Below are 15,283 nucleotides of genomic sequence, written 5' to 3' on the forward strand. Positions count from 1 at the left end.
TAGCGAGTCTCGCTACGGAGTATGTGGCCCTTTGTCTGCCTGCAGTTCGGTGGGGGATAAGCGGCTAGCTCCCCAGCTGCGATGCAGATAGCCTTTTACAGATTCAAGTTCTTCTTCCGTTACTGTGGCTAACTCGCCACGCTCCAACGGATCAAAGTGGTAAATATATAATCGAGACGTGAACTGTGCGAAGGGGAGCGAGGCTTCGCCAAAGCGTTCTCCGTTACCTGAGGTGCTAACTTTAACGCCGTCTCCCCAATCTTGGCCGCTGTCGTTATTGGGGTTGTAAAAATAGATCCTCATCACATCGTTGGGATCTAACGAAGCGCGCAAAATGGTAATTGCATGCCAACCAATAAACCGGGCAGCACTGTCAGTGACGGCAATGCCAGCAGGCTGAGGATGAATTAGCGGTTGGTTGCCATTGTAGTAAGGGTGATAGCTGGCGTAGAAGTGACGAATAAAACTATCTACGCCGCTAAGTTGGCCGGAGGCAACATCAACGTTGATGCTAAAGCCCCGACCTGACCACCATCCGTGAAATTCTGGGTTAACCCAGCGGTGGGGATCGCCTTCGCGGCCAATGCAGCGCCTGCCCATCTCAGCGTAAATACGGTCAAGATGGGGGACAACGATCAACGAGGCTGGGTCGAGGTCCATCGGAAGCTCGGAGGCAACGCCTGAGGCGCTCTCCATTGAAGAGATTGGCTGACCCTCGAAATGCATAATGATTTCATCATCACGCGCAGCCCAAGCCACCATTTGCAGTAGATAGTCAGGGTCGTTATAAGCCCACATAGAAAGCGCTCTCGCTGACTGGCAGGTAGGGTTGTTGCCCTGTCCTACACCCAGCGGCAGTCCTAACATGCAAAGCACACCTTCAATTAAACGTGCGCGGGGTGATGCATCTTCACCATAAGCAAGGTTCAAGCGTGCTTCTGACCACTCTGAAAGCTTTAGATTTAGCTGCCGCCACATCGCTGGGGCAACCGGGGGTTGATAGAGAATGCCCCGCTCCAGTAGCAGTGCCAAGCCATACACCGCTTGGGCTGTGGCGGGATAAACACCACCGCGAATCAGTGCATGCACTAGCTCGCGATAGCAGAGTAGGCAGTCGCGCCCCGTCGACGAGAGACCCAGTGCCTCTGATAGAAGGTGGTCGCCCTCTTCGAGTAAATAGCGCATCAGTATCGTGTGATAGGGCGACACCAGCCCTGTGTCATGCATTGCACGGGCGAAGCCTGTGGATTCCGCTTGCAAAGCCGCGTTATCCATACGCTCCAGTCGTTCACGGTATAGCTCAACGCCGGGGTCTTCTCGACAAGCTTGGGTCGGTCCGAAAAGTGAACTAACCAGCCTGTCTGCCCCTTGACCACTTGCTCCCAAATCAATTGCTGGATTAACTTGGCACAGCGCAATTTGGGTGATCATCTGTTTTATGGCATCAACTTGAATAGGGCGCTGTTTTAAAATGCGCCATATTTCATCAATTAGCTGATCAATAACGTGTTCGTAGCCAATTCGGTCGGCTAGGTGTTGAAACAGTTGCCGGGGAATAGTTGCTAATCGACCCTGGGTTTCCCGCTCGGCTTCGCTAGGTGCGTTAAATAACAGCCACAGATTGATGGCCATTACTTGGGTTAAATAGTGGTGTGCATGCTCTTGGGATACCAGAGCATGTAAGTAATCACCTTTGGCGACTGCTAAAAGTCGCAGTTCACTCAGTGCCTCAATAACGACCACATTGGCGTCAGGGCTTTTCAGAGAGAACGTAGTGAGAGTAGGTACTAGGAACTGTGGGGTTTCCCAGTCTGAACCTGCAAACACACCGGCGGATTCAAAATCCGCCGCGCGTGCTTCGAGGGCAGCGCAGCCACCCTCCTGCATCAAGATTCGGCGCGCAGTATCCATTACGCGGGGCAGTTTCGCCGGTTTAGAAAAAGCAGGCGCCTGCGAAAGCAGGCGCACCGCATCATCAAATTTGCTCAGCAATCCATTGAGCTTGCCATCTTCAGTTGAAGATGCCTCTTGATTGATCGTCACATTGACTCCTTATCCCAGCCGAGGCAGGGATTATACATAGAAGTCGAGGTCTTCTTGGCGTTTAAGCAGATCACGCAGTGTATGTGCGTCTTCGCCTTTAAAGTAGACCAAGCCCCAGTGGGTACCAAACGCCGTACGTTTAGTGACGGTTTCTTCAACCGGTGATGTCAGCTCGTGGGATTCAAAATAGGGGTGATCCTCTGTTTCTTCAGGAATCTCCAGGCGGCTAACAACCCGGCGGCGGGGATAAACGCCAAAGCAGCCCGCGAACCCATCTGCGTCCACTACTTCTTTGGGAAAGAAAGCAGCGACTTCTTCTTTTGTGCTTTTAGGATCGAATACCAGCATTGATGCCTGATAGGCGTTAAATCCATAAACCCGCTCAAGAAGTTCGAAGACTTTAAAGCCGGGTGGGCGATAAGCGACTTCGCCAAAGTACATTTCCCCGTCGCTGGTGACAAAGTACTCGGGATGAATAAGACCGAATTCAATATCAAACGCTTTGATCAGCTTTTCGATTTGTGCCGTAATCTGTTCGCGGTATTTTTCAAGCTCTGGAGACGCGGGCACAAATACTGAGTAGCCAAGTGTGACGTACTCTGAAATATTCAGGAAAGCGATCTTGCCATCGTGAATCCACGCTTCTACGGCGAATTCCCAGCCGTCTAAGTGAGATTCCATCAGCACAGGGAACTCTTCGTCCGGAATAGTATCGACTTCATCCGGTGTGCGAATAACGCGGTGGCCAAGACAGCCAGCCTTATCGAACGCCTTCAGGTGGATAGGGTCGTTGGGGTCGCCATCCAGCTTGAGTAGCGTCTGATTAACGCGTTTAAGAAAGCGTACTACGTCATCTTTATCGTGGGCTTCTTCGAAAATACCCACGCGAATGCCGCCAAGTTGGGCGCGGCGCTTCATCAATGCTTTGTCGCGAAGCAACAGTGATTGACCGTAAATACGTGGATTGTCGAGTAGCACAGAATTAATAGCGCCAGCCCACTCAACGGTTTCCTCATAAAGCGGGATAGCGACGTCGACACCTTTTTCTTTCAGCGTTTCAGCAATTTCGATGGAGTGATCATTGAGACGCTCAAAATTCCAGGGAACGTAGGGGATATCATGTTTCTGGCAGTACTCCTCGGCCCAGTCGGGTGCAACCACGATGTAGCGGCGGTCAAAATTCTCAGCCGCTTCAATCGCATTGAGGCTCCAACCTAGTAGGGCGATATAGCCCTTATTGGTATCCTTTTGCATGTCGGTGACTCCTATGGGTGAGTGAATAAAGTTGCCATACCACTTACTTCACCATACACGATAGGGCCTTCCGTCGGCTAATTAGCAGCCACTGACGGTGAAAGTAGTCAAAAATAAGCGCTTTTGAGGGTGACATACTAAAGAGCAAACCCCTGAGTATGTTAGGCTAGGCTCCTTAACATTATGTTCAAGTGGCAAGAGGAATAGGCCAAGATGGCGGCCAAGCCGATCTACCGTGTGGTGGTTCACCAGCAGGGTGAAATATGGGATTTATACGTCAGAGAAATCTTTCAAAGCGAACTCTGGGGCTTTATTGAAGTCGAGGAGTTTGTCTTTGACGATGCGTCGCGGGTTGTTGTTGATCCAGGGGCGGAAAAGCTACAGCGTACCTTTGACGGTGTTAAGCGCAGTTATCTGCCGCTTAACGCCATTGTGCGTATTGATGAAGTAGAACGTGAAGGCCCTTTGAAAGCAGTTAAAAGCGATGCCCGCGTCGCAGAGTTTCCTCGTCCCTTTCCATTGCCGCCTCGTGGAGAAGGGTAAGCGCCTAGACAAGCGCACCGCTTTGAGCGATACGCGCGATGGCTTCGTCTGCCTCGCGCGTTTTTACAATCAGGACATGACGTCATGCAAGTAAATAAACTTCGTAGTAGTTGTTACGCCACTGCCGTTGGCGTGTTGTTGAGTATTGGAGGAGCTCCTGCATTTGCTCAGTCTGATAACCAAGCTTGGGTAAGCGATGAGTTAAGCACGTATGTGCGTAGTGGCCCCACTGATGGTTATCGTATTGTGGGAACGTTAAATGCGGGTGAGCAGGTCGAGGCGCTTGAAACAAGCGGTGATTATACTCGCGTACGTAGCAATAGCGGCGATACGGTGTGGGTGCTCAGTAGCGAGCTACAGCAAGATCCGAGTGCCCGTCAACAGTTACCCGTACTACAAGCCCAAGTCGATGAGCTTACCCAAGAATTGGATGGCATTAACGATACTTGGGAGCAGCGCATTTCTTCTATGACGGAAACACTTGATATCCGTGAAAAGCGGATCGTCGAGTTAGAAGCGCGTAACCACGAGCTTGATAGTGAAGCAGAGCAGTCTCGCCAGCAGGTGCGTGCCTTGCAGGCGCGCCTAGAAACACAGGAAGAAGATCTGCTGATGCGCTATTTCATGTACGGTGGTGGGGTTGCCGGTGCTGGGTTATTAGTGGGTCTGATTGTTCCCCATTTGCCGCGTCGTCGTAAAAAGAGAGACCGCTGGTTTTAAAGCGACGTTAAAAAATAAGCGTTTCGTATAAATTTCGAGTACGAGGTGGCCGCAATGGAAAACCCCTGGCGCCAACGTTGGCAAGAGGGACGTATTGGCTTTCATTTGTCTGATACGCACCCGGCGCTTGTCCAGTACTGGCCTACGCTTAATGTGACGCCTGGGGCCAAAGTACTTGTGCCGTTATGCGGAAAAAGCCTGGATATGCGTTGGCTAGCAGATGCAGGGCACCCCGTGCTGGGCATTGAGTTGGCTCCTGAAGCAATCGAGCAGTTTCTGGCTCAGCGCAATGCGAGTGTATCGCGCTATACTCAGGCAGGTTTTAATGTCTCACGCCAGGGTAGCGTTGAAGTGTGGTGCGGTGACTTTTTCCACTTGCACATCAAGCAGGCAGCGGAAGTGGGCGCATTTTATGACCGCGCTTCATTAATTGCACTGCCTCCGGCTACCCGAGAGCGCTATGCCTTCCACCTTGCCCAGTTAGTGCCGCCTGGTGCTAAAGGGTTATTAGTGGGGTTAACCCACGATGAAGACAATGCAGGCCCACCTTACAGTGTGCCCAACGGCGAAATTGAGCATTTGTTTATGCCCAACTTCCGCGTTGAATTGGTTGAGAATAGAGAGGCTGATGAACGGGGCCGCAGCGAAAGCATTTGGGTGCTGGAGCGTCGTGGCCCGCACGTATAAATCTGCCCGCAAAGCGGGCAGATGTTCTCAGAATAAGCTATCAGGATAAAACGGTTTAGCGAGCGAGTAAGCGGCCCAACTCTGGGTCACTAAACGCACGATTTAAACCATCACTTAACAAATCGTTTAGCATGCGTGCATTGGCATCTTCGCTGGGCTTGATGGCATAGCCTTGGGTGCGTCGCGAGGTGTAAGTGCCGGTATACGTCGTGCCTTTGTTCTGGGCAATCGCTCGGAAAACTCCTTCAATACGCGCTTCGTCGATCAGCGGTTGGCCGCTTTCACCTTTGGCATAGTTAAGGCCAGCGAGTTCAAGAGTAATGCTAGGGCGGCCTTGGGCAGCATCGCGAGTAGGGGTGAACCCCATATCGCGCACAGCGCGTTCTGCTTCGGCTTGCAGCTGCGGAATGAGCTCATGACTGCTCACGGTAATCTGCGCGGTCGACATACTGCCACCTGAGCGTGTTCCAATCACTTCACTTTCTCTGGCATCAGCAGTTATCACGGTGACTTGTTGGCCAGAGCCTGTCTGCGGCACGCTGGAGCTGCGCTCTGGGCTAAGCTGTAGGTACTGAGGGCTAGCGCAGGCCGCTAGCAAAACGCTGGTAAGCAGCGCACCAGAGAGGTGTAAAAAATGGCGCCGACGCATAACTCGTATCCTTTTTAGCATTCATGCCCAATGGGACTGATTGGGATTACAGTATAACGGCAGTAACATTAAGAGGTAAAATTAGGTGCTGCAAATAATGATGACTCGTCTTATTCGACGAAGAGCACAAAAATTGACTCTAGATGATAATCTAATGCTTATGGGGTCAAGAAGAATGCAGCAAGATACTTTGTGCACGAGCAAACCAACTAACTGTTGTTCCTAGCTATGGAAAAGGATGGATGATGTTCACCCGCCATCAGAGCGCTTACTTTGCTCACTGGTTGACGCAGTCCGGCAAAATTGAGAATCAAATCTCACGAGCCATGGCGTCAGCGCGTGTAGATATGAATCCGCACCAGATTGATGCAGCCTGCTTTGCTCTAAAATCACCATTAGAAAAAGGGGTTTTGCTCGCGGATGAGGTTGGGTTGGGTAAAACCATCGAGGCTAGCTTGGTGATGGCTCAAAAATGGGCTGAGGCGAAGCGTCATATCCTTTTGGTCGTTCCAGCATCGTTGCGTAAGCAGTGGAACCAAGAGCTACAGGATAAGTTTGAGCTTCCATCAATCATTATTGATGGCAAAGTAGCTTTGGAACTTAAAAAAGGGGGGATAAGCAACCCGTTTGATCACCAAGATAAAATCGTCATTTGCTCATATGAATATGCATCGCGCCAGAAAGATGCTATCCGTTTGGTAAGCTGGAATTTGGTAGTGTTTGACGAAGCCCACAAACTTCGCAATCTCTATCAAAAGAAGGGTAGTAAACGTGCCCGTTCGTTGGTGGAAGCAACAGAGTTTGCCGATAGCCGTGTGCTGCTATCTGCTACGCCGATTCAAAATAACCTGATGGAATTGTATGGCCTGAGTCAGGTAATTGACCCTCATTTTTTTGGTGATGAGAAATCATTTCGATCCCTTTATGTTAATCGTCAGAAGAACGATAAGGCGCTTGAAGACTTAAAACAGCGTATCCGTCCGCTCACCCACAGAACGTTAAGGAGGCAGGTGCAGGAAGAGGGTGGCATAAATTTCACTAACCGCTATTCAATTACACAGGACTTTACACCGCTGCCTGCAGAGTGGGAGCTATACCAAAACCTTTCACATTATCTCCAACAGCCCAATAATCAGGCTATTAATTTCCGTGCTCGCCACCTGGTAAGCATGGGGCTGCGTAAAATATTGGCTTCATCCTCTTTCGCAGTTGCCGAAACGCTTAAGGGTATGATTGAACGGTTAGAAGCGCAGCAATTGCTGAACGAAGATGCGTTATCAGATATTGAAGAGATGGATGATTGGCTGGAAACGCAGCAAAACGAGAGTAATGAGGATGCTTTCAGTGAGCAAACTGCGAGCTCGAGTGATGCGCTTCACCAAGAAATAGCTAAGCTTAAGGAGTTTCGGGATCTAGCCCAAAGTATCACCTCTAATGCCAAAGGGCAGGCCTTGCTAACGATGCTTGAGAAGGCATTGGCAATGACAGAAAACCTTGGAGGGCAACGCAAAGCGGTAGTATTTACCGAGTCCTGCCGTACTCAGCAATACTTACAAGCGCTGTTAGAAGAACATGGCTATCAGGGCCGGACGGTATTACTAAACGGTTCCAATAATGACCCTCGCTCTAAAGCGATTTACCAAGAATGGCTCCAAAATCATAAGGGATCTGCCCGCGTCAGTGGCTCCAAAGCTTCTGATATGAAGGCAGCCTTGGTTGACCGTTTTCGCAGTGACAAAGCTGATATCCTCATTTCCACTGAAGCGGGCGGAGAAGGTATCAACCTTCAGTTCTGCTCGGTTTTGATTAATTACGATTTGCCCTGGAACCCGCAGAAAGTAGAGCAACGCATCGGTCGCGTACATCGCTATGGACAGAAGAACGATGTGGTAGTTGCCAATTTTGTCAATCGTAAAAACCCGGCTGACCGTCGTGTGTTTCAATTACTGAATGAAAAGCTAAAGCTCTTCGAAGGCGTTTTTGGTGCGTCAGACGAGGTGCTGGGTGCGATTGAAGGTAATATCGATATTGAAAAGCGTATCTACGAAATCTACCAAAAGTGCCGTACTGACCTAGAGATTGAGTACGAGTTTGACCAGCTCCAAAAAACGCTGGAAGAGACCCTTGTAGTCAGAGAAACCGCTGCTCGAGAGACGCTGTTGAATAACTTTGATCGAGACGTTGTATCGACACTTAAAACCCGTAGGGATCAGAGTAATGACTTTCTTCAGGAGTATGAGCAGGTACTGATGGACTTGGCAAGAGCTGAGCTTCCTGCCGCTGTATTTAATACTAATCATTTTTATCTGAATGACCAGCGTTATGACCTAAGCTGGCCACTGGCTGAAGAAAATAATTCAGAATTTTTCCGCTTACAGGCCAATGAACACTTTTTGGCATGGGAGCTAGTGCATAAAGCCAAGTCCTACTCTCTGGAGCCTGCGCATCTGAAGTTTCATTATGATCAATTGCAAGGACAGTTTGCAGCGCTGAAGGACTACATCGGTCAGTCTGGAGTTTTGACCTCCTTTGAGCTCCGCTTCTCTTACAATCGCGGTAAGACGCAGAATACCCGGCTGATTGTGTTAGCACAGACGGATGATGGCCAGCGGTTGAGCTTGGAAAATAGCGATCACCTGCTGTATATCCCAGCCTCAGAGCAAGCACTCACCGGTACGTTACCGTCGGGATTATTTGATGATTGGCGTTCAAAAATCGTTGAAGAGACTCAAGCTCAAACCGAAGAGGAACTAGATACCTATTTAGAGCAAGAGTCTGAAAAACTTGAACGTTGGGCCCAGGATCGTCGAAAAGCGTTGATGGCAACAGTTGAAGAGTTGGATGAACAAATCCGGCTTTACAAAAAAGAAGCCCGGCAGTTGGCGTCCACGGTAGAGAAAATCCAGGCGAAAAAGGAGTTGCGTAAACTGGAGCGAAAGCGGGATGACGCTCTGGCCGAATATCACCAGTCGAAAAAACAGATTGAACAGGAAGAGGATCGCTTGCTGGATGAGGTCAGCGAAAAGCTTGAGCTGACCCTCGAGATCAAAGAACTGTTCACCGTACGCTGGACACTTAAACACTAAGCTTCTGCGAGATTGCAACATGGATCGGGAAAAGCTCGTTAAAGACCTTTTATTTCATATTCGCCTGGGCGAGGATTCCAGTATTGAATTCAAAGCCGTTACTTATGATGGGGATCGCCCTAAAGATCCTAACCGAGACAAAATGGCCCATGAAATCGCTGCCTTTGCCAATGGTCAGGGCGGCAGGATTATCCTGGGCGTTGTAGATGGTACCCGAGAGGTGGTAGGAATTGACGACGAAAAGGTTGCCAAAACTGAAGAATGGATCGTCAACATCAGCCAAAACAGCATCGCTCCACCAGTCCGTTTAGATACACATCTCGTGCAACTACCTAACCACCATGGGGATCTTAAAACAGTCATTTGCGTTGATATTTCTCGCAGCATCTCAGTACATCAGAGTGCAGGTCGCTACTACCAGCGAGTAGGCTCGACCAAGCAAGAAATGAAACCCGAAGTGCTTGCGCGCTTATTTCAGCAGCGCTCCCAAGCGAGGCTAATACGGTTTGATGAATCCCTGGTTCCCGGCACGGCCCTGAATAATGTTGATAAGACGTTGAAGCAGCGTTTTCTCAAGCCAGACACTTCGGAGCGGGAGCAGCTTTTTAAACTACACCTCACTGCTCGGGACGACTACGACGAAGGTTTGTCCGTGTGCGGTGTATTGTTACTCACTTCAGATCCTACACAGTGGCTTACCAACGCCTATGTGCAGTGCGTATTTTATAGCGGCACTGAACGTGATGCCCAAGATCAGCTGGATGCTCAGGATTACACCGGGCCAGTAGATCAACAGATCAATGGCGCAGTAGATTTTGTGAAGCGCAATTTGCGAGTAGCTGCTAAGAAAGAGCTGGGGCGTATTGATATTCCTCAATACGATCTTGGCGCTGTATTTGAAGCGGTTGTGAATGCCATTGCCCACCGTGACTATTCCATGACTGGTCGGCGTATTCGCCTGCATATGTTTGCAGACCGGCTGGAGCTCTTCAGTCCCGGCCAGCTCTCCAACAGTCTTACAATTGACGGTTTAATGGAAAACACAGTTACCCGTAATGAAGCGTTGGTTAACTTGTTAAGCCGCTATTACCAAGCGAGAGAAGAAGCAGGCCGCCAAGCACTGATTGAGCGGAGGGGGGAAGGTGTCCCCAAAATTATTAACCGCAGCCACGAATTAAGTGGCGTGGAGCCAACATACCGCATGGTAGATGATAGCGAACTGCTGTTAACAATTTATGCTGCGAGTAAAGATAACTATATCGACTGATGTTAAAAAACATTTATAGTCAAAATTATTTGGGATTTACATTTTTATATGAGTGACCAGAATACGCGCCTAGCAGGCGAATCATTGGATATAACCCAACAACGTCGCGTTGAGCTTAAACAGCTTTTCCCCAGTGCCTTTACCGAGACCTGTAATGATAAAGGGGAGGTCGTTGAGTCGCTTGATTTTGAGCGTTTAAAAGCTGAGTTAGGCGAGTTAACAGATATTTATGACAACCGCCGCGAACGGTATGGTATGGATTGGCCGGGAAAACGCAACTGCCTACGGTTGATCCAACAGCCTTCAACTGCCACTCTTAAGCCTTGCCGAGAAGAGTCGGTAGACTTCGATACCACTGAAAATTTATTCATCGAAGGCGATAATCTTGAGGTGCTAAAGCTTCTGCAAAAAGGCTACTACGGCAGTGTCAAGATGATCTATATCGATCCGCCCTACAATACTGGCAAAGAGTTTATCTATCCGGATAACTTCAGCGAAAGCCTGGACACCTACTTACAATACGCTGGTTTAAAAGATAGTGAAGGCCGAAATTTCTCAACGAACAGTGCGAATGAAGGCCGATTTCACACCAAGTGGCTCAACATGATGTATCCCCGCCTATATCTTGCCCGTAACCTGCTGCGTGAGGATGGGGTGATCTTTATTTCTATTGATGACAATGAAGTGGAAAACCTGCGCAGGATCTGTGATGAGATTTTTGGAGAAGAAAATTTTGTAGCACAATTTATTTGGGAAAAAAGAACAAATCGAGAAAATAGAAAAATTGTATCTACACGTCATGATTACATACTTTGTTATTCACGGAATGCGTGGGAAAGTGATAGGCCTATATCTCAGTTGCCTATGAATGAAAAGGCTTTAGCAAGCTATAAAAACCCTGACAATGATTTTAGAGGGTTGTGGAAGTCTGACCCAGCTACTGCTCAAGCAGGCCATGGTACAAAAAGTCAATTCTACGACTTAGTTGCGCCTAATGGAAAAATTCATCAGTTAGAGAGTGGTAGGTGCTGGCTGTACACAGAAAAATCAATGAATCAGGCTATAGAAGAAAATCGTATATGGTTTGGAAAAGATGGCAATGGAGTTCCAAGAATAAAGACATATCTCAAAGCTAAAGATAGAAGGTTAACCCCAGAAACCATATTTTTTGCTGAAGAAGTTGGAACTACCGAGGTTGCTAAGAATAAGATAAAAGAACTATTTGATGGTATAGCTGCTTTTGAGACTCCTAAGCCTGTTCAGCTGTTGCAGACATTGTTAAAGCTCTCAGCTAATCCAGGGGTCGTAGTTGATTTTTTCTCTGGATCTGGGTCACTAGGAGAAGCTGTTTATCGCGAAAACTTAACTGGTTCAAGTACTCGCTTTGTATTGATTCAACTGCCGAGCCTTGTGAAGAGGGAAGTGAAGCGCAAAAAATAGGCCTTAACACTATCGCGGACATAGCCAAAGAAAGAATCCGTCGAGTGGCAAAAAAAATACGAGAAGAAGCTGTAGGTAAGCTTATTTTTGAAGATTCGCTGAACCGGGATCTGGGCTTTAAAGTTCTAAAGCTTGATAAAAGCAACTTCAAACTATGGCAAGCGCCTAGCAAAGATATTTCCGAAGACGAATTGCTTAAACAGATGGAGCTCAATGTAGACCATATAGACCCTAACGCTAGCCAGGAAGACCTGCTTTATGAGCTTTTGATCAAGGCGGGCGTGATGCCGACAGAAAAGGTTGAGCAGATTGAACTTGCAAATCACACGCTGTTTTCAGTGGCTGATGACACTCTGTTGATTCATCTGGACGATGTTATCGACCAAGCGCTCATTGATGCCGTATTGGCGATAGCACCCAGCCAATTCATTTGTTTGGATAAAGCGTTCCATCGCAATGACCAGCTCAAAACGAACGCTGTAAAAATTTTTGCAGCGTTTAATCAAGGCAAAGAAAAAATCGATCAAATCGATTTTAAGACGGTATAAGGGGGCTGAGTATGAAACTGAAATTCAACCCCGATCTGGGTTATCAGCGGGATGCCATCGAATCTACCTTGGCAGTTTTTGATAATCTCTCTACGGCTGGTGAACCCTATCGCAAGCTGGGCATCGCCAACACGTTAACACTTAACCCAGATATGCTGCTAGAAAACCTGCATCGTGTGCAGGAATATAACTTTATCGAGAAATCGAATAGCCTGTTTGGTGCTAGCGACGATTATCCGTTCCCAAATTTCTCGGTGGAGATGGAGACGGGTACTGGCAAAACGTATGTGTACCTGCGCAGCATTTTCGAGCTGAACCAACAGCTGGGGCTGCGTAAGTTTATTATCGTGGTGCCATCGGTCGCTATCCGTGAAGGCGTGCTTTCTTCTCTTAAATTGATGAAAACGCATTTTCGTAATTTGTATGACAATGTGCCCTTTGACCACTATGTATATAGCGCCAAAGACTTATCTAAAGTGCGGCAGTTTGCCACCGCTAATACGCTACAAATTATGGTGATTAACATCCAGGCTTTTCAGCGAGATGCTGGGGATGTGGAAAACTACGACAACTTGACACAGGATCAGATCAAAAAGCTCTCGGTCATTCATCGGGAACAGGATCGTATGTCTGGAGCAAAGCCTATTGAGTTTATCCAAGATGTCAGACCAGTCCTTATCATTGATGAACCTCAATCGGTAGACAATACCGCTAAAGCGCGTCGTGCAGTCAATCACTTAAAGCCTCTTTTTGCACTACGCTACTCAGCGACCCACCGTAACCCCTACAACGTGATTTACCAGCTTGGCCCGGTTAAGGCTTATGATATGAAGCTGGTAAAGCAAATTTCAGTGGCGTCAATCCAATCTCAATGCAATGTTAATCAGGCGTACTTAAAGTTAAGTAAAATAGGCTATGTAGGCAAGGCCAAAATGCCTTCTGCCTCAGTAGTGATATTTGAAGACAAGCCCAATGGTACCAAAGAGAAGTCCGTCAAACTTAAGCAGGGTACGGATTTGTCTGACCATACTAATCGATCAGGCTATCAGGGATACGTGGTAGACGAAATCTATGCTGAGCCAGGCGCTGAGTACGTTCGTTTTGCCAACAACATTATTCTAGAGCCAGAGCAAGAAAAAGATGGTATTCATGATGATGTCATTAAAGAGCAGATCCGTCAGACGGTAGAGGAGCACTTTAAGAAAGAGCGCAACCTGCAAAAGCAGGGTGTGAAAGTGAAGGTTCTTTCACTGTTTTTCATCGACAAGGTGGCAAACTATCGCTACTACGATGAGCATGGCAATGTCCAGAAAGGTAAGATCGCCCGCTGGTTTGAAGAAGCCTATCAAGAGTTTGCCGCTAGCTCATTATTTAATGACCTGCCTAAGCGAGACGTAGAGCAGGTGCACAATGGCTATTTCGCAGAAGTCAAAAAGCGCGGCAAGGTGGTCGAGCTGAAGGATACTAGTGGCAACACGGCTAGCGATGCTGAAGTATACGAACTGATTATGAAACGCAAAGAATGGCTGTTGGATGACGCTGTGCCGCTGCGTTTTATTTTTAGCCATTCCGCTCTTAAAGAGGGCTGGGATAACCCTAATGTATTTCAAATATGCTCTTTACGGGAATTCGGTAGTGAAAAGGAGCGACGACAAACCTTAGGACGTGGCCTGCGCTTGGCTGTAGATGCCAACGGTGACCGCGTTTATGATCCACAGGTGAATCGTCTAACGGTCATAGCCAGCGAATCCTTTGAGGAGTACGCGAAGAACCTGCAAACAGAGATGGAAAAAGACATTGGCGGTGGCTTCAAGTTTGGGCGAGTACCGACAATTGCGTTTGCGGCTTTATCGATTAATGACTCTGAAACACTAGGTCAGGAAAAATCCCGACACCTGTGGCAGGCATTAAAGACAGAAGGCTATCTAGATGCCAAAGGAGACTTGACTGCTAAGTTTAAACCGGATGATCTTTATTTTGAACTGCAGGTGCCAAGCGACTTCCAGTCGATCGAAAACGAGATTATTGACCGTCTACGTGGCTTTATGTTCGCAGGGAGGGTGAAGGATGCTAGAGGACGTACGACTGTAACGTATAACAAGAGGGTAGAATTAAATCCTGACTTCAAGGCGCTGTGGGATAAAATCAGCCAAAAAACCCGTTACGCCATCCATTTTGATACTCAGCAACTGGTGAATCTAGCCAGTCACAAGCTTAAGAATATGCCAGTAGTAAAACCAGTTACGCTAACGGTAGGTCATACTCAAACTAAACTAACCAATGCTGGATTCGGAAGCGATCGGCAAATATCAACCCCTAAAGAACGTTATGTAAGCTCCCATGAAACATTACCGGATTTGGTTGGAATTTTGCAGGAGAGAACTGATCTAACACGAGATACGTTACTCACCATAATTCGTAATTGTAATCGGCTGGGAGAGTTTAAAACGAATCCTCAGGGTTTTATTACCGAGTCCGCTAAACAAATTAAGAAAGCACTCGATGAGCTTCTGGTAGATGGAATACGCTACGAGAAGCTTGGCGGTGAGCACTACAAAATGGAGTTGTTCGACGAGCCGGAGCTGGAAACCTACTTGGATCGCTCTTACCAAGTGCTTCATGGTAATCAAGGCAGCCCAGTTCAAACACCGTATGACTATATTGAGTGTGATTCCCAAATAGAACGAAAGACTGCCCATGCTTTAGATGGCGCTGAGAACGTCAAATTTTTCTGTAAACTGCCGCGTTGGTTTACTATTCCTACACCGGTTGGTGAATACAACCCCGATTGGGCAGTCGTATTAGAAGAGGATCGAAAGGTATACTTGATCCGTGAAACAAAAACGACTCATGATAGCAATAAACGTCGCGTAGAGGAAAATTTGAAAATCTTATGTGGAGAAGCTCACTTTAAAGCGTTAGGTGATGTGGACTACCGAGTAGCAACGTCCGTAGCTGAAGTTGTTTCGAGTTCATGATTCTGTTGGAAAGCTTCTCTTCTGTATAAAGAGAAGCTTTTTACTTACATCTATCTATAGATACGAAT

The 15,283-nt window shown here is 47.8% G+C and carries 11 protein-coding genes; 8 read left to right on the top strand and 3 right to left on the bottom strand.

From position 1 onward, the window contains the following. Positions 1–12 precede the first annotated feature (12 nt). Positions 13–2,043: a hypothetical protein gene (locus NDQ72_06895; GenBank protein ID WKD29663.1), complete on the bottom strand. Its 2,031-nt coding sequence runs from the start codon at positions 2,041–2,043 to the stop codon at positions 13–15. A 30-nt stretch (positions 2,044–2,073) separates the two neighbouring features. Further along, a complete protein-coding gene (locus tag NDQ72_06900; GenBank protein ID WKD29664.1) occupies positions 2,074–3,297 on the bottom strand; it encodes a carboxylate--amine ligase in 1,224 nt (407 codons plus the stop codon). 213 nt (positions 3,298–3,510) lie between these two features. On the opposite strand from NDQ72_06900, the gene NDQ72_06905 reads away from it, so the two are divergent. The 3 genes from NDQ72_06905 (at position 3,511) to NDQ72_06915 (ending at position 5,247) form a co-directional block, all read left to right on the top strand. Next, complete coding sequence (locus tag NDQ72_06905) at positions 3,511–3,840, top strand: DUF1820 family protein (GenBank protein ID WKD29665.1); 330 nt, start codon at positions 3,511–3,513, stop codon at positions 3,838–3,840. Between the two features lie 84 nt (positions 3,841–3,924). Beyond that, the gene (locus NDQ72_06910) at positions 3,925–4,560 is read left to right on the top strand and encodes a TIGR04211 family SH3 domain-containing protein (protein WKD29666.1); all 636 of its coding nucleotides are present in this window, start codon (positions 3,925–3,927) and stop codon (positions 4,558–4,560) included. Positions 4,561–4,614: 54 nt separating this feature from the next. Continuing rightward, on the top strand, positions 4,615–5,247 hold the full coding sequence (locus NDQ72_06915; GenBank protein ID WKD29667.1) for a thiopurine S-methyltransferase: 633 nt from the start codon (positions 4,615–4,617) through the stop codon (positions 5,245–5,247). A gap of 55 nt (positions 5,248–5,302) precedes the next feature. Here NDQ72_06915 and NDQ72_06920 read toward each other — a convergent pair whose 3' ends face one another. Then, entirely contained in the window at positions 5,303–5,896 is a 594-nt protein-coding gene (locus tag NDQ72_06920; GenBank protein WKD29668.1) for a YajG family lipoprotein, read from the bottom strand. Between the two features lie 347 nt (positions 5,897–6,243). Between NDQ72_06920 and NDQ72_06925 the strand changes: the two genes are divergently transcribed. From NDQ72_06925 to NDQ72_06945, 5 genes are read left to right on the top strand one after another with little or no spacing between them, the layout of a single operon-like run. Then, positions 6,244–8,982 carry an SNF2-related protein gene (locus NDQ72_06925; GenBank protein ID WKD29669.1) on the top strand — a complete coding sequence of 913 codons (2,739 nt, stop codon included), beginning with the start codon at positions 6,244–6,246 and terminating at the stop codon, positions 8,980–8,982. A 19-nt stretch (positions 8,983–9,001) separates the two neighbouring features. Further along, positions 9,002–10,249 (top strand): putative DNA binding domain-containing protein, encoded by a 1,248-nt coding sequence (locus tag NDQ72_06930; protein WKD29670.1) that lies wholly within the window; start codon positions 9,002–9,004, stop codon positions 10,247–10,249. A 48-nt stretch (positions 10,250–10,297) separates the two neighbouring features. After that, the gene (locus NDQ72_06935; GenBank protein WKD29671.1) at positions 10,298–11,689 is read left to right on the top strand and encodes a site-specific DNA-methyltransferase; all 1,392 of its coding nucleotides are present in this window, start codon (positions 10,298–10,300) and stop codon (positions 11,687–11,689) included. 44 nt (positions 11,690–11,733) lie between these two features. Beyond that, a complete protein-coding gene (locus tag NDQ72_06940; GenBank protein ID WKD29672.1) occupies positions 11,734–12,237 on the top strand; it encodes a hypothetical protein in 504 nt (167 codons plus the stop codon). A gap of 11 nt (positions 12,238–12,248) precedes the next feature. Continuing rightward, a complete protein-coding gene (locus NDQ72_06945; protein ID WKD29673.1) occupies positions 12,249–15,215 on the top strand; it encodes a DEAD/DEAH box helicase family protein in 2,967 nt (988 codons plus the stop codon). Positions 15,216–15,283: the final 68 nt, after the last annotated feature.

The organism is Halomonas sp. KG2 (genome assembly GCA_030440445.1).
Taxonomy (GTDB): domain Bacteria; phylum Pseudomonadota; class Gammaproteobacteria; order Pseudomonadales; family Halomonadaceae; genus Vreelandella.